Genomic DNA, 20,781 nt, shown 5'->3' with positions numbered 1-20,781 from the left:
CGCATGGAACAGATGCATTCGCGTACCGGTTTCTACGGCAAGCTGGCCAGTCATGGCGATTTTCTCAGTCGGCGGCTGTCGCCGGCGTTCGTCAGGTGCTGGGACGAGTGGCTGCAGGCGGGCTTGCGCTACAGCCGTGAGCGGCTCGGGGTAGGATGGCAGGAGATCTATCGATGCAGTCCGCTTTGGCATTTCGCCTTGGCGGGCGGAGTCTGCGGCGAGCCGGCCTGGGCCGGGGTGCTGATGCCCAGTGTCGACCGGGTCGGGCGGTATTTTCCGCTGACCTTGGCCTATGGCGGGCCGCAGGTGTCGGTTATGGAGCGTTTGCGCCGTGATGGTGAGTGGTATGCCGAACTTGAACGCTTGGCCTTGTCATCGCTGGAGGGCGGGTTTTCCCTGGAGCGCTTCGACAGTGCGCTCAGCCGCGTGCCCAAGCCCTTGCAGCCCGAGGCCTGGGCTCGGCCGACGCTTGGCTCGTCGGCGGCAGGTATGTTGTGGCTGGAGCGACCGGAGGAAGAGGGCATGGCGCAGGCAATCGAGCAGTGGTCAGTGCACTTGGCCGGTATCGAGCGGGAGCGTTCGCAGGCCGGGCACGCGCTATTCTGGACCGAGGGTTCACCGCTGCTACCGCCGACCTTGGTGATGAGTCAGGGGTTGCCCTCGTTGAAGGTGTTTTTGGCGATGTTGGCCGGGAGGGGGGAGTATCCTGAATAGCGGGCGGCCAGTCTGCCCCAGTACCTTTCCCGTACTGTCATCCGTCACGATCCAGAGCATGTCAGGCCGTGGACCCTGACACAGCATTGACGCCCTCTAAAGTCGCAAAGGAAATGTCTTTTGCTGTGAGCAGGAAATCACTCATGTAAGGCACTTCGAGCATATCGCTGCGAACAGCCGCGAATAGCGTGGCCTGCAACCCTTTCTTGCCCAGGCGCTTGGCAATGACATAGCCGCGAGAGGTGTATTCATGCACCGCCCAGTTCGGCAGGCAGCAAACACCACGGCCGCTGGCCACCAACTGCATCATCATAACTGTCATCTCTGCGGTGCGTACCTGGGCTGGCTCGATGTCTGCCGGGTCGAAGAAGCGGGTGAAGATGTCCAGGCGGTTTCGCTCGATCGGGTAAGTGATCAGGGTCTGGCTGGCGATGTCGGCAGGTTCCAGATACGGCTTTTCGCGCAGGGGATGATGCTTGTCGATGGCCAGCATTGCCTCGTATCCGAACAGCGGTACGTACGTGATACCTGGCAACGTCACCGGGTCGGAGGTCACCACGAGGTCGAGGTCCCCCCGTTCCAAGGCCGGCAGTGGCGCGAACGACAACCCTGAGGCCAGGTCCAGTTCAACCTCCGGCCAGGCGCCGCGGAAATCGTCCACCGAGGGCATCAGCCATTGGTAGCAGCTGTGGCACTCGATGGCGATGTGCAGCCGGTCGGCCGTGCTGCCTGCCAGTTTGCTCAGGTTGCGCTCTGTCGTGCGAATCAGGGGCAGCACCTGGTCGGCCAGTTGCAGCAGCTTGAGTCCGGCAGTGGTGAAGCGCACCGGCTTGGACTTACGCACGAACACTGGCATGCCGATGCGATTTTCCAGCTCCCGGAACTGGTGCGACAGCGCCGACTGTGTCAGGTGCAGGAATTCGGCGGCTTCGGGCAGGCTGTCCGTTTCGCGCAAGGCATGAAGGGTGCGTAGGTGTCTCAAGTCGATCATGAGAAGAAGGCAAACACTCAAACCGCGCCATGCGCGGTGAGGTTGCAATATTGTCCTTTGAAATACAGCAATGGTTGCGTTGCAGCAGCTTCCTGCAAGTTCAGCGCTTTCACTTCGCCAATCACAATGAGGTGATCACCAGCAGCGTGTTCGGCGTGAATTTCGCAATCAAGCCAGTACAGGCTGCCGGCAATGACCGGATTACCCAGCGGCGACGCCTGCCATTCGACCCCATGCCACTTGTCCGTACCTTTGCGGGCGAACTGGTTGGAAATCCCGACCTGTTCACCCGAAAGGATATTGACCGTGAATCGGCCCGCTTGGCGAATTCCGGGGTAGCTGGCCGAATTGGCCATCACGCTGAATGACACCAGCGGCGGGCTCATCGACACGCTATAGAACGACTGGCAAGTGAAGCCAATCGGCTCGCCATCGATGAGTGATGTGATCACCGTGATACCGGACGCGTAGTGCCCGAGCGCTTCGCGAAAGCTCAATGGCTCGATGGCAGTACTGGGAAGTGACATGGTAGGTCCTGACGTTTGGCTGCCTTTAATTGACCGAGAGTTCTCTGCGGACGATTTCTGCTCCTGCACTCAAAGCACTTAGCTTGCCTCTGGCCACCTGACGAGGTAGGGGGGCCATACCACAATTGGTGCAAGGATAGAGTTTGTCGGCATCTACAAATTGAAGTGCTTTTCGTAGGGTATTGGCGACTTCCTCAGGTGTTTCAATGGTGTTGGTCGCCACGTCAATAGCGCCTACCATCACTTTTTTACCTCGGATGAGTTCAATCAGATCCATGGGGACGTGAGAGTTGTGGCATTCCAGCGAGATGATATCGATACTAGATTTTTGCAGCTTGGGGAATGCTTCTTCATATTGTCGCCACTCTGATCCCAGTGTCTTTTTCCAGTCTGTGTTGGCTTTGATGCCATAGCCATAGCAAATATGTACGGCAGTTTCACATTTAAGGCCTTCAATGGCCCTTTCCAGGGTGGCAACCCCCCAGTCATTCACCTCGTCGAAGAAGACATTGAACGCGGGCTCATCAAACTGGATGATGTCAACACCGGCAGCCTCTAACTCCTTGGCTTCCTGGTTGAGAATCTTGGCGAATTCCCAAGCTAGTTTTTCGCGGCTTTTATAATGGTTGTCATAAAGCGTATCGATCATGGTCATGGGGCCTGGCAGAGCCCATTTTATGGGCTGCCTGGTTTGCTGACGCAAGAACTTGGCGTCGTCAACAAAAACCGGCTTTTGACGAGCGACAGCACCCACCACCGTCGGTACGCTTGCATCATAGCGATCACGGATTCTGACAGTCTCACGTTTCTCGAAATCAACGCCGCTCAGGTGCTCGATGAATGTAGTTACAAAGTGTTGGCGCGTTTGCTCGCCATCACTGACGATATCAATACCTGCGTGTTGCTGCTCCTGCAATGACAAGCGCAGCGCGTCCTGTTTGCCTTCGATCAACGCCTGATCTTGCAACTTCCAAGGAGACCAGAGTGTCTCGGGTTGTGCGAGCCAAGAGGGTTTAGGCAAACTGCCGGCAGTAGACGTTGGTAACAGTTTTTTCATGAGGGATGACCTTGTGTCTCTAGTTAGTCAGGAAGCGTAGTTGGCGGACCACTGCTCAAGAATAGCGTGGTAAGGTTTGATAAAGTGCTCCTCGACAAATCTTCCCTGCTCAATAGCCAGCCGGCTACGTTCTTCTCGATCATAAACAATCCGAGTCAGCGAATAATCCTCATGCTTTAAGCTGGGTTGGTAGAACTTTCCTGCAACAGAATTCGCATTGTAAATCTCGGGTCGGTAGATTTTCTGGAAGGTATCCATCGTACTGATAGTGCTGATCAGCTCAAGGTTGGTGTAGTCACTGAGCAAATCACCGGAAAAGTAGAAGGCTAAAGGCGCAACACTGTTCGGAGGCATGAAGTAACGAACCTTTAATCCCATTTTTTTGAAATATTCATCGGTCAAGGAATATTCATCTTGCTGATATTCAAAGCCCAATACAGGGTGCTGGTTTTCAGTTCGATGATAGGTCTTGCTGCTCGAAACGCTCAGGCAGATGACAGGTGGTTTGGCAAAGTGCTCTTTATAAGCGTCTGAGTTCACGAAACGCTTGAACAGCTTTCCATGCAGCTCCCCAAAATGGTCTGGTGTGCTGAACGTTGGCTGGTTTTTATTGTGTCCCAGTAGCAGTACGCTAAAATCGTAATCCCGTACGTAGGACGAAAAATTGTTCCCCACCATGCCCGCGATGCGCTCGCCGGTTTTTCGATCGACAATATTTGTTTTCAATATTTCAATCAAGGGCAGGGCGTTATCGCCGCTTTCAGCATCGATAGTCATCTCGACGGAAATTATTTCAAGCTCGACGGTGTAACGATCCCCTTTGGGATTGTCCCAATGCGCCAAGGCGTTGAAGCGGTTGTCGATCATTCCCAAAGTGTTGCGCAAGTTCTCCTGACGACGCTCGCCTCGCGCCAGGTTGGCAAAGTTGGTAGTGATGCGCGTATTTTCGGAGGGGTGATAATTTTCGTCGAAGCAAATGCTCTTGATGGAAAATTCAAAATCTGTGTTTGTCATGACTGGGTGTTTCACTCAAATATTTATAGGCTCTATAATTAAGACGTATTTTATGTTGAGGTACTGATCGAGTGGAACTGAATTGATTTCACAAAAGCTTTAGTCATGTTCATGATGAGCATTTCGGTACCTGCCTGGCCGATGGTTACGGCGCGCGCTGGAGCTTGCGTAAAGGTCTGCGGCACACCACAGTTGTCGATCGTCACGGGTAGTGGGTGGCCGCAGCCTGGGCGAGTCCGGGCAGATTCAATGTGGCCAACAGGGCAGCGAAGCGGGGCAGCATGGGGCGATCTCCTATCGAACGGTGCGTGGGAGAGACACACGGGCAGGCACGGGGCAAGAACCTGGGCAGGGCAAAAGATGGCCATCCCGGACACCCCGCCGGTTGGTGAATGTTTGCCGGCAGGTCTCCTGACTGAAGATGCCCTATGCCATCGACGTCTTTGCATCAGGCCGCCACGGCCTGTTCGTGCCCCTCACGCGCGTGAAAGTGCGCAGTGCTTTGAGTGGTGGATTACACACCTGGGAAATGTTGTGAAAGTTCATCGGCCCTGCCTGTCAGCACATAAAGGGCGGTGCTAGATTCGCACTGCGTTGCCGAAATGGGCTTTACAGGGTGACGTATCAACAGACTCATCTCTCAAGGAAAAAACACCATGAAGAACGTCGCAAAGTTGTCTTTCGCTGCATTTGCCCTGGTCGCCGCCGTTGGCCTGAGCTCCTCGGCCATGGCAGGCGGCTCGGACTCTTCGCCCAACCCGCCCAACAACGGCAACGGCGATATGGGCAAGTGCCAGCAATGCGTGCGTATCGGCGGTGCCTACCTGTGCTTCCCGGTCTGCTGATCCGCTGCACGGCGCAACCTTCGCCCTATGCTTTCCCAAGCGTTTTCCCAAGGGCTTGGCGCGTGTAGTCATGAGCACCTGAAGGCTGGGGCACTAATGCCCCGGCCTGCCCCGCGATGAGGCCATCCGTACCAGCGCCACCGATGCCATTGTTCCACCGCTACTGCCTCCGCGTCCGGGCGGTGCCATGGGGGCAGTTCGCAGACGTCCCAGCAATCCTACGCGACTTGGATGCTCGGAAAGCCTACGACCTCGGTGAAATCAATGAGGAAGGTAAAACTGCTGGAAGTCCGTCAAAGATCACGTGTTGGGAAAAACAACGTGAAGCAGATCGTTCGGGGCCGAGGCTGTTCGACACTCACTTTGCCCCCATGCAACTGCATGATCGCCGCAACGATGGCCAGGCCCAAGCCATTCGAATCGGAGCTTTGATGGCGCGAGGCATCGCCTCGGTAAAACCGGTCGAACAGCCTGCGCAGCGTCTCGTCAGGCAGGACTGGTCCCTGGTTCTGCACGTCAATCCGCCAGCCGTCGCTGGCAGGTTCGATTCGCATAAGAATCTCGCTACCCTCATCGGCGTAGCGTATTGCATTGGCCACCAAATTGCTCAGTGCCCGTCGGAGTAGCAAGGGGTCGGCTACGACTATGCCCTGGCCGCTGGTATGCACCGATAGCTGCCGCTCTTCGGCCAAACCTTCGAAATAACCTGCGATGCGCTGCAATTCGTCCTGCAGTTGCAGACGTTGAAGTTGAACCGCCGATTGCGCTTCATCAGCGCGAGCGAGAAACAGGATGCTTTCTACCATGCGAGAAATACGCTCCAGCTCCTCCAGGTTCGACGCCAGAAGTGCCTGGTAGTCCTCTTCGCTGCGGGGCTGACGCAGAGCCACCTGACAATGGCCCATCAACGAGCCCACAGGCGTGCGTATTTCGTGGGCGAGATCCGCGGAAAACTGCATCAGCCGCTGGTAGCCGTGGGCAAGCCGATCCAGCATCGCGTTGTAGGCTTCGCTCAATTGTTGAAGTTCGATAGGTGTTTCTTCGCTATCCATCCTGCTATCGAGTCGCTCGGGTGTGATCCGCGCCGCGTGCTCTGCCATCTTGCGTATCGGCCGCAGGCCACGCTGCAAGAGGATGTAGCCCAGCAACGCGGTTAATAGGAATGCCAGCAGTACCGCGAGGTATATGCGCTGGCGGAACGCTTCGAGCATAGCCATCTCTTTGACCATGATGTGCGCTGCGCTCAGGCGCACTTCGCGACCGCCAGAAGTCGTCAGCACACTCGCAGCGCGCAATGGTACGCCCGCGTCGGTTCTGCCGCTGCGCAAATCGTTAACACTCAATGGCGTCGTGGGTTGCACCAATGGCAGTTCGGGTAACACTGTGTTGAGTGGGTTGACCAGGATGACCGGTAGCTGACCTGGCTCAGCGATAATAAAAACGTCGTCTTCGCTGTTGAGCATGTTTTCGAAGATTTGCGGGCTGTCGCGCAACTTGTCCAAGGTCAGGTCGTAGTGCAGTAATTTGCGAAAATGATCCAGACGTGCCAGCACCGCGTGATCGCTGTTCAGCAATACCGAGGCCTTCATCGACGAATACAGGTAGAGTCCGGCGCCAGCTACCGTGAGCATGGCAACTAATGAAAACGCCAGCGTCGAGCGTAAGGTCAGGGACGGTTGGCGTCGGGGCTGCATGGCCGTGCCTCGCAGAGGTAACCGATACCCCGCACAGTGTGGATCAGTTTGACAGGGTACGGCGCATCGATCTTGCTGCGTAGCCGTTTGACGGCGACATCCACCACGTTGGTGTCGCTGTCGAAGTTCATGTCCCAGACTTCCGAGGCGATCTCGATGCGGGACAATGCTTCGCCCTCGCGGCGGACAAATAGATGCAGCAGCGCGAACTCCTTGTTGGTCAGTGCAATTGCCTGTTGTTGGCGCGTTACCCGGCGACGTACCAAGTCCAGCTCGAGGTCGGCGACGTGGAAATGATCGGCTTCCCGGAACACCCCGCGGCGCAAGATTGTGCGGATACGCAAGAGAAGCTCGGTGAAGGAAAATGGCTTGACCAAGTAGTCGTCCGCACCCAGCTCAAGGCCGCGGATGCGGTCATGTAACTGATCCCGAGCCGTGAGAAACAGCACCGGCACATCTTGCCTGGCGCGTAACAGCTCAATGATCTGGAAACCATCGATACCCGGTAGCATCACATCCAACACGATCAGGTCATAGGACGTTTCCAAGGCCAGATGCAAGCCATCGGCGCCGTGTTGAGTCCAGTCGACGTTATAGCCAGACTCGCCAAGGCCCTTCTTTAGGTATTGGCCGGTTTTTGTGTCGTCTTCGATCAGCAATATATGCATTGGCGAGGGGCTCGGGTCTCACGGCCTTCGGTTCCAGGCCGAGGGTTTTTCGGGCTCGAATAATGAGCTGCTGCAAATTTTTCAGAGCGAGTTTAACCAGCTGCGAAAGCGCTGTCGGTTACATTTTTGTCATTCGCAAAGTATGGGCCGAATGACAAAAAAGTAACCGCCCGGTCATCGTGCCGGCCCGGCAGCGTGTGGAAGATGGGGCATCCAAACCCGCAGAGGAACTACCGCAATGTTCATGAAAACTGCTTTTTCCATCTCATTTGGTTTGCTGATGGGGGGGGCTGCAATGATGGCTAGCGCCGCCGACATGCCGGTCATCAAGCCGCTACGAGGCGTCGTCGAAACGGTGGGCGATAATATGCTGACCTTCACCACACGCAACGGTGAGCACCAGACCATCGGCCTGACCGAGCAGACCGGAGTGCTTCAAGTGTCCAAGGCAGAGGTCGACTCCATCAAAGCCGACAGCTTTGTCGGTTCGGCCGCCATTCCGCAGGCTGACGGTACGCTCAAGGCGCTTGAAGTAACGGTTTTCGAGCCCAGTCTTAAGGGCAGCGGGGAAGGTCACTATGGATGGGAGAACGCCGATGGTAGCACCGGCACCATGACCAACGGCACGGTGGGCAAGTTGTCCAGCGCGAATGGCCGCACCTTGACCGTTAATTACAAAGGCGGTGAGAAGAAGCTGGTGGTGCCTGACGATGTGCCTATCGCTTACGTTGAGCCGGGCAAGGTGGAGGAATTGGTCAAAGGAGCCAAGGTCGTGGTGTTTCTTGCGGAGGACGGCAAGAACGCGCGGGGTGTAGCAGTGGGTAAAGATGGCTTCCAGCCGCCTATGTAAAAGCTCCAGTAGGCTGAAGCGAGGCCCACGCAGCCTCGTTTCAGCTCCGGTAGGTGCTATTGGGGAGAGGGGGCCATGAAACGAGTTGTCCATGCATGGCCGGTGCGGGTGATGCACTGGCTCAATGTCGTTTGCATGCTGTGCATGTTCATGAGTGGTTGGGCGATCTACAACGCATCGCCACTGTTCGGTTTCAGATTCCCCGTGGAGTTGACGGTAGGGGGCTGGTTGGGCGGTTCACTCGCCTGGCATTTTGCGTTCATGTGGTTGTTGGTCATCAATGGCCTGTTGTACGTGTTCTACGGTTTGATCAGTGGTCATTTCAAGAGTGACTTCCTACCAGTGACAGCAAGGGCGGTGCTGCGTGACATGAGCGCTGCAGTGCGCTTTCGGCTGGTGCATGAGCACGGTGTTTATAACGCAGTGCAACGCTTGATGTACTGGTTGGTGCTCGCGGCCGGGTTGCTTGTGGTGGTGTCAGGGCTGGCGATCTGGAAGCCCATACAGTTGCACGCGCTGGCAACGTTATTGGGCGGTTACGACGCTGCGCGTTATGTCCACTTCGCGGCGATGGCTGGCATTGGCGTATTCATCGTCGTCCACCTGCTCTTGGTGCTGCTGGTGCCGAAAACGTTGTTACCCATGATCATTGGCCGCCTGCGTTTCATTGAAAGAGGAAGTCCCGATCATGACTGAGTCGGATAAACGCATAAGGCAGCGCCTTCAACTTGAACCATCCCAGCGGCTGCAATTGGAAAACATCCAGCGCAGGCACTTCCTTCGTGGCGGCCTCACCGTCGGTGCCATGGCGATGCTCAGCGGTTGCAACTTGCAAGACGGCGACCAGGTCGATCGAGTTCTGTGGGCCATGTCGCGCTGGAATGACCGGGTACAGGCTTGGTTGTTCAATGGCCAGAAGCTCGCACCTAGCTATACCAAGGCGCAAATTACAACGCCATTCCCGTTCAACGCATTCTATGGCGAGGATGATATCCCGGAGCTTGATTTGTCGGACTATGCCCTGGCGGTATCAGGCAGGGTGCGTGACAAGGCACCGTGGACGTTAGCGCGCCTACGCAAGCTGCCGCAGCGTACAGACATTACGCGTCTGGTGTGTGTCGAAGGTTGGAGTGCCATCGGGCAGTGGGGCGGCGTGCCTTTGAAGACTTTTCTCGAGCATGTTGGGGCGGACACTACTGCCAAATTCGTCGGCTTCAAATGTGCTGACCGGTACTACTCGAGCCTCGATATGGCTACGGCCTTGCATCCACAGACACTGTTGGCGCTGGATTATGGAGAAGTTGCCTTGCCACCCGAATATGGTTATCCGCTGCGGGTACGAGTGCCTACCAAGCTGGGTTTCAAGAACCCAAAGTATGTCGTCGAAATATTCGTCAGCAATGATAACCCCGGTGGGTATTGGGAGGATCAGGGGTATAACTGGTTCAGCGGTATCTGATCAAACCGACCGCAGGCCTAGCTGCGCGAACCGAGTGTAGCGATATGCCGCTATCCTGGACTCGTGCAGAACTGCATCCTCCTTCACAAAGCGCTTTTCATGCGATCCACGTTCTCGCCTGCGACACTCGTCAGTCGACTGAGAAGAATGGTCGGGTCAATTACAGGTCTGTTGCCGCGTAGATGGACACCCTATTTACGATGCAGGCGTATTTGCCGAAAACTCATCGCTGGACCGCGATGCACTTGATCTCCACGAGCAGGCCCGGTCGAGCGAGTTCACTGACACCGATGCATGTCCATGCACAGGTGCTCCTTGGAAAGACTTTATCCTTCACACGTCTGAAGAGTGGCATGTGGCGGTGCATGTCGATGTGATAAGTCGTCATTTCGACTACATCCGCAAATTCACAGCCACCGGCTGCCAGGACGAGTCGGAGATTTTCCCACGCCGCCAAAAACTGTTGCTCCGGGTCTTCAATAACGGACAACTCCGGTGTGCGGCCTACTTGACCAGCACAGTAGAGGGTTTTCCCCACCTTTACAGCTGGCGCGTAACCAGCATGTTCGGAAAGCAACCTCATGCTGTCTGGAATGATGATCTGGCGATCATTCATGATGGTGAAAGCCAAAGATATGAACGGATACGAAACCTACCCCAGCTAGCAGAGCTCCGTCCAGCTGAGTCACTTTTCTTATTGCGGCTTGGTCGCAACTTTGGCTTGCTCGTCATAACATTTGCGCGCTGCGGTAAACTCTTCCGCGTGCTCAATCACCCACGTCCACAGTGGAATCATCTGCACCAGCAGGCCCATTCCTAATGCGGTCAACGAGTATTCGACGCGTAGTGGCTTCTCATGAAAATCGTATCGCTTGATTAACCCATCACGCTCAAGCTGCCGCAGCGTGTGGGTGAGCATGCGTTGTGTCACTCCGTGCAGCCGGCGGCGCAGTTCGGCATGCCGTAATGGGCTGGTGACGCCAAGGGCGTGCACAACCCCGAGTGACCACCTATTACCGGAGTGGCCCAGGATGTCGCGCTTAAGACCGTCCTCATCTTCGCTGAGCGCTTTACAGGCCGCCTGCGATCGCCTCACCAGTTCCTCTGCATCCAGGCCGCTCGGTATCACCGATGTACCTACTTTTGGCTCGTTAGTGTCCATGACAAGATCTCCAGAGCTGAACCAATTTGCTCAGGAGCTAACGATGAAGGCCGACATTTCAAACGTCAAACAGCAAATTCTGGTCATTGGAGCTGGTGAACTAGGGCTCGCCGTATTGCGAGGGTTGGCCGCCAGAGCGGCAGAGTCAATCAGTCTCACAGTGCTCCTGCGTCCAGGCGCTGTGGATCCCCGAGCCCCTGGGAAACAACGGCAACTCGAAGAGATCAACAGTCTGGGCGTAGCCATAGAGCTGGGCGACGTAATGGATGCCACCATGGAAGAATTAGCGGACGTGTTGAGCCGTTACCATACGGTGATCAGTTGCGTGGGATTTGCGGCCGGCCGGGGCACTCAGCGTAAACTCACAGAAGCCGCGCTTAACGCGGGCGTGAAGCGATACGTTCCTTGGCAATTTGGTGTCGACTATGACCTTATTGGGCGTGGCAGCCCACAAGACTTATTCGATGAGCAACTCGACGTTCGAGAAATGTTGCGGTCTCAGCAGCAGACCGAATGGCTGATTGTTTCGACGGGTATGTTCACCAGTTTCTTGTTTGAACCCTCGTTCGGTGTAGTCGACTTGGGTGCCGGGCGAGTGTCTGCGTTGGGTAGCCTGGATACTGCTGTGACGGTCACTACGCCGGATGATATTGGCTCGCTCACCGCTGCTGTGGTATTGCACAACCCGCCCATTAGGAACCAAGTGGTATACACCGCTGGAGACACCCTTACCTATGGGGATTTGGCCGATCTGGTCGAGCGGGTCACCGGACGCACCGTTGTGCGCGAGGAGCTAAGTGTGGAGCAGTTAAAGGCAGACCTGGAGAAAATGCCCGATGACAACTTGCGCAAGTATCGAGCGGTTTTTGCGATGGGGCGGGGAGTCGCATGGGATAAGGCGAAGACTTTTAATGCCCATCAAGGATTGCCTGTAACCAGCGCGGAGCAGTGGGCGCGCTCTAACCTGAAGCATGATTAAAGCACCGTCTGGATGCAAATTGCGCCACGTAAACCGAGGGAAACCTGGTGCTCACGCCAGTCTGTTCGCCAGTGATTCGAACAGCGCCGAGTACAGCCGCTCGACCTCCGGAAGCTCTCGCGCCCGCAGGCAACCATGGACCAACCCCAGGCCCGGAAAGTAGTCCACCGATACGCCATCGCGGCGCAGTCGTTGGGCATAGTGCAGGCTATCGTCGCGCAGAGGATCGAACTCAGCGACACCGATGAACGCCGGGGCCAGTCCGGAGAGGTCGTCGGCATACAGGGGCAGGGCCAGAGCGTGCCGGTACTGGGTGGGTTCAGGCAGGTAGGCGTCCAGGCAGGCCAGCATGTCCTGGGTGGACAGCAGCGGGGCATCCGAACAGTCGAGCCGCGAGGCTGTGGCTTCGTTGCCCAGGGCCGGGTAGACCAACGCCTGGGCCCGTGGCTGTGCTTCGCCGGCATCGCGTAGGGTCAGGCACAGGGCGGCGGCCAGGTTGCCACCGGCGCTGTCGCCGGCCACTGCCAGGCGCGTGCGGTCGATGGGGATGTCCAGCGCGCCGTCGCGCAATGCGCGCCAGGCTGCCAGGCTGTCTTCCAGAGCCGCGGGGAAGGGGTGCTCTGGCGCGAGCCGATAATCCACCGCCACCACCAGCAGGCCCAGATGCGCGGCCAGTTCGGCGCAGAAGAAACTGTGGGAATCCAGGTCGCCGAGCATCCAGCCGCCGCCGTGCAGGAACAGCACTGCGGGCCAGCCGCTGGCCGGTGCCGAGCGGGCAGGGCGGAACAGGCGCAATGGCGGCAGCCCGGCCAGGGCTAGGTCGCGCACCTGCAGGCCTGGCGGGCGTGTTGGGGTGAAAGCGGCGGCCATGCGCGAATAGGCGGCGCGCTGCGCGGCCAGGGACGGATCGGCGGTGGTGAAGGCACGGGTGCGTTCGACGAAGGCCGTCATGCCGGCGGACAGTGGGTAGGTGGCCATTCACGTTAGCTTCCTTACTGGAAGGCGAGGAGCCGTGCCGCATCGGCCGGCCTGCCGTCGAAGGTGGTCACCCCGCTCAGCCAGGCTGTGACCTGTTCGGGGTGGGCCTTGAGCCAAGTACGGGCGGCGTCCAAAGGCTGACTGCGTTCGAGGATCGGCGCCATCACCTGGCTGACTTGCTGGCTGTTGAAACGCAGATTGTGCAACAGCGTGGCGACGTTGCCGCACTGTTGCTGGTAGCCGGCGGCAGTCATGATGGAAACGGTGGCGGCGCCTTCGTCGGGGCCGAACACGTCGTCGCTGCCGGAGAGGTATTTCATGTCGATCTGCAGGTTCATCGGGTGCGGCTTCCAGCCGGAGAACACCACCCATTGCTCGCGCTTGATGGCGCGCTTCACCGCAGTGAGCATGCCGGCCTCGCTGGACTCGACAGCTTGGAAGCCCTTCAGGCTGAATTTGTCCTCGGCGATCATCTGCGCGGTGATGCGATTGGCACCGCTGCCAGGTTCGATCAGGTAGATTCTGTTGTTGAGCTTGTCGCGGAACCGGGCGATGTCGGCGAAGGTTTTCAGGCCGCCATCGTAGGCGTAGGCGGGCACCGCATAGGTGGACTGCGCGTCGCCCAGGGTGGCTGGGCTGATGACCTCGATCTGCTGTTTATCCAGGTAAGGTTTGGCCACTGCCTGCATGGTCGGCTGCCAGTAGCCGAGGAACACATCGAGGCGCTTTTCGGCCATGCCGGCGAGGATGATCTGCTGTGAGGCGCTGGTCTGCTTGACGTTATAGCCCAGGCCGTCGAGCAGAGCCTCTGCCACGGCGCTGCTGGCCACCACATCGGTCCAGTTCACCGAGCCCATGCGCACTGTCTGACAGGCAGCCGGCTCGGCAGCCCAGGTACCGCTGGCGACGGTGAACAGCGCGGCACAAGCGGCCGCTGTGATCGATAGCTTCATGACTTTCCCCTCGAGGCCTTCGTGGCAGTGGTTATCGTTGTTGTGTCATGGGCCCCGCGCGGCGGTGGCTGGCGCTACACGTTACGCAAAGCCAGCGGGGGCAAATCGCACCCTGGCGACCTGCACTTGCACGCTGGCGACCTCTGCGGGGCCGCGCCATGGGGGCAGGGTCCAGCAACTGCGGGTGGGCGCTAGCTTCTTTGCCCAGATCATGCCCAGAGCGCGGCGGTCCAGGCCGAGCATGGCGAGGACTACAAGATGGATGGCGTGCTCGCTTAAACGTTGCCTCGAAATGAGCACGTCTACGCTCGCGTTGATAGGTGAGTACTGTTCGCCGGCCAACAGTGATCGGACAGCAGTGCTGGATTAGCAACAGATCATTGGCGTCGCGAGAGCCTGCAGGCTCCGTTTCTTGCGGTTTCTTCGCACTGGCATGATGTCTGCTCTATATCCCGGGAAAGTCATGTATTTCAGGGGCAGATGTGAGCGTTAATGAATACCCACTCATTTCCAGTGGCCGAGTGGATGACTCTGTGTCTCCCAAGACCGATGCTGAGCCTCTTTCCTTGGTAGCTTCACCGGTCGTCGACATCGCGCTGGAGTTCCGCAAGGTAACCAAGCGCTATGCGAGTAGCGGGCGCCAGGCTCCGAAGAATGCCGTGGAAAGCGTCAGCCTCGCAGTTCGGCGGGGTGAGGTGCTTTGCCTGATGGGCACTTCCGGCAGCGGCAAGTCGACATTGTTGCGCCACGTCAATCGGTTGGTCGAACCCAGCAGTGGCGAGGTGCTGATCGATGGCACTGCGCTGGGAGGACTGTCGGTCCAGGCACTGCGTGAGTTGCGCTCGCAGCGTATTGGTATGGTGTTCCAGCATTTCGGACTACTGCCCCATCGCAATGTGCGGGAGAACGTCGCCTTGCCCCTGGAGCTTCGCGGGGAGACAGAAGCGGCCCGGTATGCTGCGGCGCAGCGGCAATTGCAGGCGGTCGGGCTGGAAGAATGGGGTGAGCACTTTCCTCATGAGTTGTCCGGCGGTATGCAGCAACGGGTAGGGCTGGCGCGGGCTCTGGTGACTGAGCCGGATATCTTGCTGATGGATGAACCTTTCAGCGCGTTGGACCCGACGATCCGGCGGGACTTGCAGGGCCGCTTCCTGCAGTTGGTGCGTGATCGTGGCATCACGACCTTGTTGGTCACCCATGATCCTGGTGAAGCCCTGCGCTTGGCGGATCGCATTGCCGTGCTGCGTGGTGGCGAACTGATTCAGGTCGGGACTCCACAGGAATTGCTTGAGCACCCGGTGGATGCGGGGGTAGCTGACTTCTTCGATGAACGTCCACGCGCTACTCCAACAACGCCAATGCCGGTCCCACCAGAGACTGTTGCCCCTGCGCGGAGAGCCGGTGGGGCGCGGTCCATCGACGTCTGGGCCAGGCAGTGGCTGTTGGGCCCTGTAGCGCTGGCGGCGGCGGGACGCAACGGCTTGTTCTGGCTGGCGCTGTTGATCGAGTTGCTGGCGCTGGCATTGCTTGGCAACGCCTGGGGCGACGGCTCTGCAACTGTCTTTTCCATCGCGCTCGGCGTGTTGGCCGGGAACCGCGCCGCCAGCACCTGGTTGAGCGGGAGCGGCCATGTACGCGAACCATGGGCATTGCCTCTGGCCCTGCTCCTGGTGAGCCAGGTGCTGACGATCTGGCGTGCCGTTACGCCAGACGCCGCGGGTAGCTGGCTGCAGTTCCCGGCTGACCGCGACAGCATGTTGGCGGTAGCCAGCGCGATAGACCAGCTCATCGGCTGGTCCCAGGTGACGTTCGAAAACGTCTTTGTCGGGGTGATCGTTGCTGTGCGAACGGTCATCGAGGGCGTCGAGGGTGCGTTGGGCTGGATACCCTGGCCGGTCCCGGCGCTGGCATTGATCTACCTGGCTTGGCGGTCTGCGGGGTTGACGCTGGCGCTGACCAGCGCGTTGGCGCTGGGTTACATCGGCCTGTTCGGCTTCTGGGAGCGTACCGTTTCCACCATCGCCCTGGTCGGTTCTTCGGTGCTGCTTTCGCTGCTGATTGGCATCCCCACGGGGGTCTTGCTGGCCAAGCGCCCCTTGGCGCGGCGCTTGATCACGCCTCTGCTGGACGTCATGCAGACACTGCCGACCTTTGTATACCTGATCCCGGCCGTGGCGTTCTTTTCTGTCGGCAAGACACCTGCGGTCATTGCCACGGTGATCTTCGCCCTGGCACCGATGATCCGCCTCACTGCGCTGGGCATCCAGGAAGTTCCCAAGGCCGCGGTGGAGGCCGCGCTGGCCCATGGCGCGACGCCTTGGCAGACACTCACCCGTGTCGAGCTTCCCCTGGCGGCAGGCTCGCTGTTGCTGGGGGTCAACCAGACCATCGTCATGAGCCTGTCGATGGTGGTTGTTGCGGCGCTGATCGGAGCCGGCGGTCTCGGCTACGACGTTATGACCGCGTTGCGCAACATCAAGGGTGGGGAGGGCGTCCTTGCCGGTATCGCTATTGTCTTCTGTGCCTTGGTGCCCGACCGGATCATCCAGGCATCCCTTCGCAAACGACATCGTCCCATCCAGGAGTAATGACTTTACATGGCCAGATTCTTTTCCCGTCCCCTTGTCGGCGCAGCCCTGTTGGGGGCTCTTCTGACGGCTACGACGGTCTTTGCCAAAGACAAGATCGTCATCGGCGAGCAGAACTGGACCGGCGCCATCGCCATCCAGCACATCCTTGGCGAGGTCATCAGTTCCCGACTTGATGGCGATGTTTCTTATCTCGCTGGCGACCTTCCGGTGCTGCTCGCGGCAGCTTCCAAGGGCGACGGTTCGGTAGACGTTCTGACCGATATCTGGCTGCCGAACCAATCCGCAGCCTGGAACAAGTACGTCACTGGCGGCACTCGTTCGCTGGTCCCGAACAAGCAGCCTTATGTGGGGGTACAGGGCTTCTACATCCCCGGTTATATCCAGGACAAGTACGGCGTGAAGTCAGTGTATGACCTGCAGAAGCCGGAGGTGGCCAAGCTGTTCGCGCCCCTGGGCGGCGGCAAGTCCCAGTTGCTGGTAGGGCCGGCGGGCTGGGAGTCGACCTACATCGGCCAGATCAAGGCCAAGGACTTTGGCTTCGCCGATAACTTCGAGTCAGTCTCCACTGAGGCTGCAGTGACCTACGCCAGGTTGGACGCTGCCTACAAGGCTGAGCGCGGAGTGATCTTCTATGCCTATACGCCGGACTGGATCTTCTCTGCCTATGATTTGCGCCGTCTGGATGAACCGCCATTCGATGGCTACGCCCAGGACAACAAGAAGGGCGATCCGCTGTACAAAGCCGACGGCTGCTGGAAGTTCATCAGCCCGACCGTGGATGCCGATTGGCTGAACAAGAGCAGCATCACCTGCGCCTACCCTGACGCCAAGGTGCATATCCTCGCGTCCGTCAACCTGCAGAAGCGCGCGCCTCGCATTGCCGCCTTCCTGAGGAATGTGAGCCTTGACCCTGCATCGCTGAACGAGCTGATTCTGAAAATCGAGCGCGAAAAACAGCCTGCAGAAAAGGCCGCCAAGGATTGGGTGGCGGCCAATCAGGCAACCGTGGACAAGTGGCTGGCAGCCGCAGAGGACAAGCTGGCCTCTCAATGAGCAGTCGTATGGGGGCCTTGAACTCAAGCAAACAGCAGTGCGGGAGAGGAATCTATGAGTGAGTTGCAGCGAGCCACCTTTGGCGCTGGGTGTTTCTGGGGCGCCGAGGCGTCCTTGCGCAAGCTGGCCGGTGTTGTGCAGAGTCGGGTCGGCTACGCAGCCGAAGCCGGGGAGGACAAGCCTCTGATCGAAGTGGTGCAAGTCGATTTCGCTCCCGACGTCATCGGCTACTCGGCTTTGCTCGAAGCGTTCTGGGGGCTGCATGATCCGACTTCCACGGACCGTCAGGGCGAACATGTGGGGGTGAAATACCGCTCTGCGATCTTTGCCCATTCACCAGAGCAAGCGGCTGTTGCCGAAGCTGCGCGTAGGCAGCTCGAAGTGTCGGGGCGTTATCAGCGTCCCATTGCCACGGTCGTCGTTGCGCTGGGACGCTTCGAGTTGGCAGCGCAAGAGCATCAGCGTTACCTGGAGAGGAATGGCCTCACAGCTTGCTCGATCAGCCGGGCTTAAAACCCTTGGGGCCGTGAGCCCCCGACGGCATTCGCCTGCTGGGTGATGTGCTGATCCTACGTAGGCGCTACCGCCAGGCAGCGTCTACGGTTTCAGGGTCGACTCGCGGGGAACCAGGGTGGCCAAGGGGGCGTCGATGCGCTGGCGCTGCCCGGTATTGTTGATTTGCTCGAAGAGCAGCTCGATGGCCTGGGCTGCCACGTCCTCAAGGTGCATGTTCAGCGCCGTCAAGGGCGGCGTGCATTCCCGAGCACGCAAGCCGTCATAGCGCGTTACCACTTTCACGTCTTGAGGGACTGCGAGCCCTCTGTCCAATAACGCCCTCACGGCACCTGTCGCAAAGGCATCAACCGGAACGCACAGGCCGTCAACGTCGGGGTGTGCCTGCAACAACTCAAGGCACGCCGCGGCCCCGGCTGCTTCTCCACCTCCTTCGTCTGCTCGAACAATCGCCGGGGCCTGGTTGTTGGTTGTGCAGTAGGCACGGTAGGCCTGCTCCATATCCAGGTAGGAATGCCGGGACTGGACTCCGATTATCAGGCCAACGCGCCGGGCGCCCTGTTCACGTAGGTGGTCCAGCAACAGTGTGCCGGCCGCCTCGCCATGCATATCGATGTACGGTAAGGCAGCCTGCGCCTCGGGTTGGCGCCCTATGGACACCAGCTTGACGCCGCGTTTGCGCAAGCGCGCTACATGCGGGTCGTTGGCCACCGGCTCGATGATTACCGCGCCGTCGATATCCAGCGTATCGAGCAGGTCTTGCGCCTCATCCATGGGCGGAACCAGCACCAGGGCCACGCCTCGACGCAGTGCTGCTTCCGTCGCGGTGGCGGCAATTTCCATCAAAAACCCCAAGCGCGACGACCCGCCGGCAACGGCAAAAGGCATGGAGGAGAGCAGGGCGATGGCATTGGCGCGTCCGGTACGCAGGCGCTGAGCGCGCAAGTTGGGGCTGTAGCCCAAGCGCTCAGCGACTTCCTTCACCAGTGCCCGTGTCATCGGGTCGACTTGCCCGCGATCGTTCAGCGCGTGGGAAACGGTGGTGCGGGATACCCCGGCGGCGCTGGCGACATCGGCAATGGTGAGGCGGCGAGAAGGGCTGTTGGGCATGGACAAGATGGCTCTTTAAGCGATGCCGCAGTTATACGCTGCCTGAAGGCTATCAGCTACTCAGGCACTCAGGTGATGACGCTCCCGTTGACAGTGACTTTGGACAGGAATACATTCACCCAAATCGATTTGGGTGAATTAAAAAATCGATTTGGTTTGGGAAATGCCTGCATTTTCCTGCCAAGGCTACGTCCAGATCCAAATAACAATAATTCAATGGGCCACTGATGGTGGCTCAGGTCGAGGTGGGATATGCCGGATAACGATAAGAGCCCTGTTTGCCCTGTTGATGAGCGCCTGCCGTGGCGCCAGTTGCTGATGTTCGGTGCCCAGCATGTGTTGGTGATGGCGGCATCGCCTATTGCGTCGGTGTTCTTGATGGCCACCGCGTTGGGCTTTTCCAGTGAGCTGACCCTCCAGTTGCTGAGCGCCACCTTCTTGGTCTGTGGCCTGGGCACGCTTGTACAGTCGCTGGGGTTGCGTGGCTGTGGGGCACGCCTGCCGTTCATCATGCTCCCGGGTGGAGCGCCCATCATGCTGTTCATCCTGATTGCCCAGCAAAACGGGGTGGCGACGGCGTCTGGCGCGGTGATTCTGACCGGGGTGTTCTACTTTCTGGTGCTGCCAGTGTTTCGACGCCTACTGCGGTTTTTTCCTTCGGTGGTGGTGGGCACCATGTTGCTGCTGGTGGCGATCAACCTGGTCAAGCTGTCGGGCCAGTTGATTGTCGGCCAACCCGGTAGCGCCCACTTCGCGGCCCCAGAACAACTGCTACTGGCCTTTTCCACCATCGCCATCACGGTGCTGTGCGCGCGGCTCTTACGCGGCACGTTGGGCCAGCTGTCGATTTTGCTTGGACTGCTGGGCGGCAGCTTGCTGGCGGTCGCCATCGGCGCATTCGATAGCTCCGGGGTCAGTGTGTACCCCTTGTTGAGCCTGCCCACCTTCATGCCATTTGGCATGCCGCACTTCGATGTATTCGCCTCGATCCCGCTGATGCTCTTTTGCCTGGTGTCCATGGTGGAAGCCACCGGCCAGACCGTAGCGATCAGTGAGGCGGTAGACAAACCCCTGGATGTAAAACGCGATGTGGTGCGCACCATCCGCGGGGATGCGCTGACCTCTATCTTCGGTGGCTTCATGGGGACCTCGCTGATTATCACCAGCGGCGAGAACATCGGCGTTATCCGTGCCACGCAGGTGCGCTCGCGTTACGTGACCGCCGTTTCCGGGGTGCTGTTACTGTTGTTTGCACTGCTTGCGCCTCTGGCGCGCTTGATCGAGGGCGTGCCTGAGGCCGTGGTCGGCGGTACCAGCCTTATTGTCTTTGCCATCGTCGGCACCATGGGCATCGACATGCTGCGCAAAGTGGACTTGCGCAATCACGGCAACATGTACGTGGTGTCGGTAGCCCTGGCAGTGGGGCTGCTGCCGATTCTCGTTCCTGGCGTTTACAGCCAGTTCCCCAACGGCCTTGCCGGCCTGCTCGGCAATGGCGTGGCGATGGGCGCGCTCACGGCGGCCGTCATGAACTTCTTTTTCCATTGCATTGGCCACCAACGCACTCCGGCGGATGCCAAGCCAAAGCTGATCAACTCCTGAATCCGCACACTAAGGCTTTTA

General features: G+C 58.7%; 21 protein-coding genes and 1 pseudogene. 10 read left to right on the top strand and 12 right to left on the bottom strand.

Going from position 1 to position 20,781, the window contains the following annotated elements; genetic code table 11:
- Nucleotides 1–3 precede the first annotated feature (3 nt).
- Complete coding sequence (gene tagF / locus ACYU03_RS15700; protein WP_461885571.1) at nucleotides 4–714, top strand: type VI secretion system-associated protein TagF; 711 nt, start codon at nucleotides 4–6, stop codon at nucleotides 712–714.
- 61 nt (nucleotides 715–775) lie between these two features.
- On the opposite strand, the gene ACYU03_RS15695 is transcribed toward tagF, so the two are convergent.
- The 5 genes and pseudogenes from ACYU03_RS15695 to ACYU03_RS15675 form a co-directional block, all read right to left on the bottom strand.
- Nucleotides 776–1,705 (bottom strand): LysR family transcriptional regulator, encoded by a 930-nt coding sequence (locus ACYU03_RS15695; protein WP_461885570.1) that lies wholly within the window; start codon nucleotides 1,703–1,705, stop codon nucleotides 776–778.
- A 17-nt stretch (nucleotides 1,706–1,722) separates the two neighbouring features.
- Nucleotides 1,723–2,232, bottom strand: coding sequence for a flavin reductase family protein (locus ACYU03_RS15690; protein WP_461885569.1), 510 nt, complete (start codon nucleotides 2,230–2,232; stop codon nucleotides 1,723–1,725).
- Between the two features lie 25 nt (nucleotides 2,233–2,257).
- Complete coding sequence (locus tag ACYU03_RS15685; protein ID WP_461885568.1) at nucleotides 2,258–3,289, bottom strand: methionine synthase; 1,032 nt, start codon at nucleotides 3,287–3,289, stop codon at nucleotides 2,258–2,260.
- Between the two features lie 27 nt (nucleotides 3,290–3,316).
- Nucleotides 3,317–4,303: a DUF1852 domain-containing protein gene (locus ACYU03_RS15680; protein WP_461885567.1), complete on the bottom strand. Its 987-nt coding sequence runs from the start codon at nucleotides 4,301–4,303 to the stop codon at nucleotides 3,317–3,319.
- A 116-nt stretch (nucleotides 4,304–4,419) separates the two neighbouring features.
- Nucleotides 4,420–4,586 (bottom strand): annotated as a pseudogene (locus ACYU03_RS15675) (ABC transporter substrate-binding protein); the annotation flags it as partial.
- A gap of 373 nt (nucleotides 4,587–4,959) precedes the next feature.
- On the opposite strand from ACYU03_RS15675, the gene ACYU03_RS15670 reads away from it, so the two are divergent.
- Nucleotides 4,960–5,148 (top strand): hypothetical protein, encoded by a 189-nt coding sequence (locus tag ACYU03_RS15670; RefSeq protein ID WP_461885566.1) that lies wholly within the window; start codon nucleotides 4,960–4,962, stop codon nucleotides 5,146–5,148.
- Nucleotides 5,149–5,441: 293 nt separating this feature from the next.
- On the opposite strand, the gene ACYU03_RS15665 is transcribed toward ACYU03_RS15670, so the two are convergent.
- Together ACYU03_RS15665 and ACYU03_RS15660 are read right to left on the bottom strand one after the other, a co-directional pair.
- On the bottom strand, nucleotides 5,442–6,842 hold the full coding sequence (locus tag ACYU03_RS15665) for a heavy metal sensor histidine kinase (protein ID WP_461885565.1): 1,401 nt from the start codon (nucleotides 6,840–6,842) through the stop codon (nucleotides 5,442–5,444).
- Entirely contained in the window at nucleotides 6,815–7,510 is a 696-nt protein-coding gene (locus ACYU03_RS15660; RefSeq protein WP_461885564.1) for a heavy metal response regulator transcription factor, read from the bottom strand. Before ACYU03_RS15660 ends, ACYU03_RS15665 begins: the two co-directional genes overlap by 28 nt.
- 244 nt (nucleotides 7,511–7,754) lie before the next feature.
- Between ACYU03_RS15660 and ACYU03_RS15655 the strand changes: the two genes are divergently transcribed.
- The 3 genes from ACYU03_RS15655 (at nucleotide 7,755) to ACYU03_RS15645 (ending at nucleotide 9,819) form a co-directional block, all read left to right on the top strand.
- The gene (locus tag ACYU03_RS15655) at nucleotides 7,755–8,360 is read left to right on the top strand and encodes a hypothetical protein (RefSeq protein WP_461891479.1); all 606 of its coding nucleotides are present in this window, start codon (nucleotides 7,755–7,757) and stop codon (nucleotides 8,358–8,360) included.
- Nucleotides 8,361–8,435: 75 nt separating this feature from the next.
- Complete coding sequence (locus ACYU03_RS15650) at nucleotides 8,436–9,056, top strand: cytochrome b/b6 domain-containing protein (RefSeq protein ID WP_461885563.1); 621 nt, start codon at nucleotides 8,436–8,438, stop codon at nucleotides 9,054–9,056.
- Nucleotides 9,049–9,819 carry a molybdopterin-dependent oxidoreductase gene (locus tag ACYU03_RS15645; RefSeq protein WP_461885562.1) on the top strand — a complete coding sequence of 257 codons (771 nt, stop codon included), beginning with the start codon at nucleotides 9,049–9,051 and terminating at the stop codon, nucleotides 9,817–9,819. The genes ACYU03_RS15650 and ACYU03_RS15645 overlap by 8 nt, the downstream gene beginning before the upstream one ends.
- Before the next feature lie 223 nt (nucleotides 9,820–10,042).
- Here the strand turns inward: ACYU03_RS15645 and ACYU03_RS15640 are convergent, their stop codons facing one another.
- Together ACYU03_RS15640 and ACYU03_RS15635 are read right to left on the bottom strand one after the other, a co-directional pair.
- Nucleotides 10,043–10,435, bottom strand: a complete 393-nt coding sequence (locus ACYU03_RS15640; protein WP_461885561.1) for a RidA family protein — start codon at nucleotides 10,433–10,435, stop codon at nucleotides 10,043–10,045.
- 78 nt (nucleotides 10,436–10,513) lie between these two features.
- On the bottom strand, nucleotides 10,514–10,981 hold the full coding sequence (locus tag ACYU03_RS15635) for a winged helix-turn-helix transcriptional regulator (protein ID WP_461885560.1): 468 nt from the start codon (nucleotides 10,979–10,981) through the stop codon (nucleotides 10,514–10,516).
- 43 nt (nucleotides 10,982–11,024) lie between these two features.
- On the opposite strand from ACYU03_RS15635, the gene ACYU03_RS15630 reads away from it, so the two are divergent.
- On the top strand, nucleotides 11,025–11,960 hold the full coding sequence (locus tag ACYU03_RS15630; RefSeq protein ID WP_461885559.1) for an aromatic alcohol reductase: 936 nt from the start codon (nucleotides 11,025–11,027) through the stop codon (nucleotides 11,958–11,960).
- Nucleotides 11,961–12,011: 51 nt separating this feature from the next.
- Here ACYU03_RS15630 and ACYU03_RS15625 read toward each other — a convergent pair whose 3' ends face one another.
- Together ACYU03_RS15625 and choX are read right to left on the bottom strand one after the other, a co-directional pair.
- Entirely contained in the window at nucleotides 12,012–12,938 is a 927-nt protein-coding gene (locus ACYU03_RS15625; protein ID WP_461885558.1) for an alpha/beta hydrolase, read from the bottom strand.
- A gap of 14 nt (nucleotides 12,939–12,952) precedes the next feature.
- Nucleotides 12,953–13,891: a choline ABC transporter substrate-binding protein gene (gene choX, locus ACYU03_RS15620; protein WP_461885557.1), complete on the bottom strand. Its 939-nt coding sequence runs from the start codon at nucleotides 13,889–13,891 to the stop codon at nucleotides 12,953–12,955.
- A gap of 533 nt (nucleotides 13,892–14,424) precedes the next feature.
- Here choX and ACYU03_RS15615 point away from each other — a divergent pair.
- The 3 genes from ACYU03_RS15615 to msrA are packed head-to-tail and all read left to right on the top strand — an operon-like array spanning nucleotide 14,425 to nucleotide 18,048.
- The gene (locus ACYU03_RS15615) at nucleotides 14,425–16,479 is read left to right on the top strand and encodes an ATP-binding cassette domain-containing protein (RefSeq protein WP_461885556.1); all 2,055 of its coding nucleotides are present in this window, start codon (nucleotides 14,425–14,427) and stop codon (nucleotides 16,477–16,479) included.
- 9 nt (nucleotides 16,480–16,488) lie between these two features.
- Nucleotides 16,489–17,535, top strand: coding sequence for an ABC transporter substrate-binding protein (locus ACYU03_RS15610; RefSeq protein WP_461885555.1), 1,047 nt, complete (start codon nucleotides 16,489–16,491; stop codon nucleotides 17,533–17,535).
- Nucleotides 17,536–17,589: 54 nt separating this feature from the next.
- Nucleotides 17,590–18,048: a peptide-methionine (S)-S-oxide reductase MsrA gene (gene msrA / locus ACYU03_RS15605; RefSeq protein ID WP_461885553.1), complete on the top strand. Its 459-nt coding sequence runs from the start codon at nucleotides 17,590–17,592 to the stop codon at nucleotides 18,046–18,048.
- Nucleotides 18,049–18,132: 84 nt separating this feature from the next.
- Here the strand turns inward: msrA and ACYU03_RS15600 are convergent, their stop codons facing one another.
- Nucleotides 18,133–19,158: a substrate-binding domain-containing protein gene (locus tag ACYU03_RS15600; protein WP_461885551.1), complete on the bottom strand. Its 1,026-nt coding sequence runs from the start codon at nucleotides 19,156–19,158 to the stop codon at nucleotides 18,133–18,135.
- Nucleotides 19,159–19,410: 252 nt separating this feature from the next.
- On the opposite strand from ACYU03_RS15600, the gene ACYU03_RS15595 reads away from it, so the two are divergent.
- Entirely contained in the window at nucleotides 19,411–20,760 is a 1,350-nt protein-coding gene (locus ACYU03_RS15595; protein ID WP_461885550.1) for a uracil-xanthine permease family protein, read from the top strand.
- The last annotated feature ends 21 nt before the right edge of the window (nucleotides 20,761–20,781 follow it).

The organism is Pseudomonas sp. X10, assembly GCF_054889225.1.
Note: the sequence above shows the minus strand (reverse complement) of the source record. Positions and strands in the feature narration are given on the sequence as shown.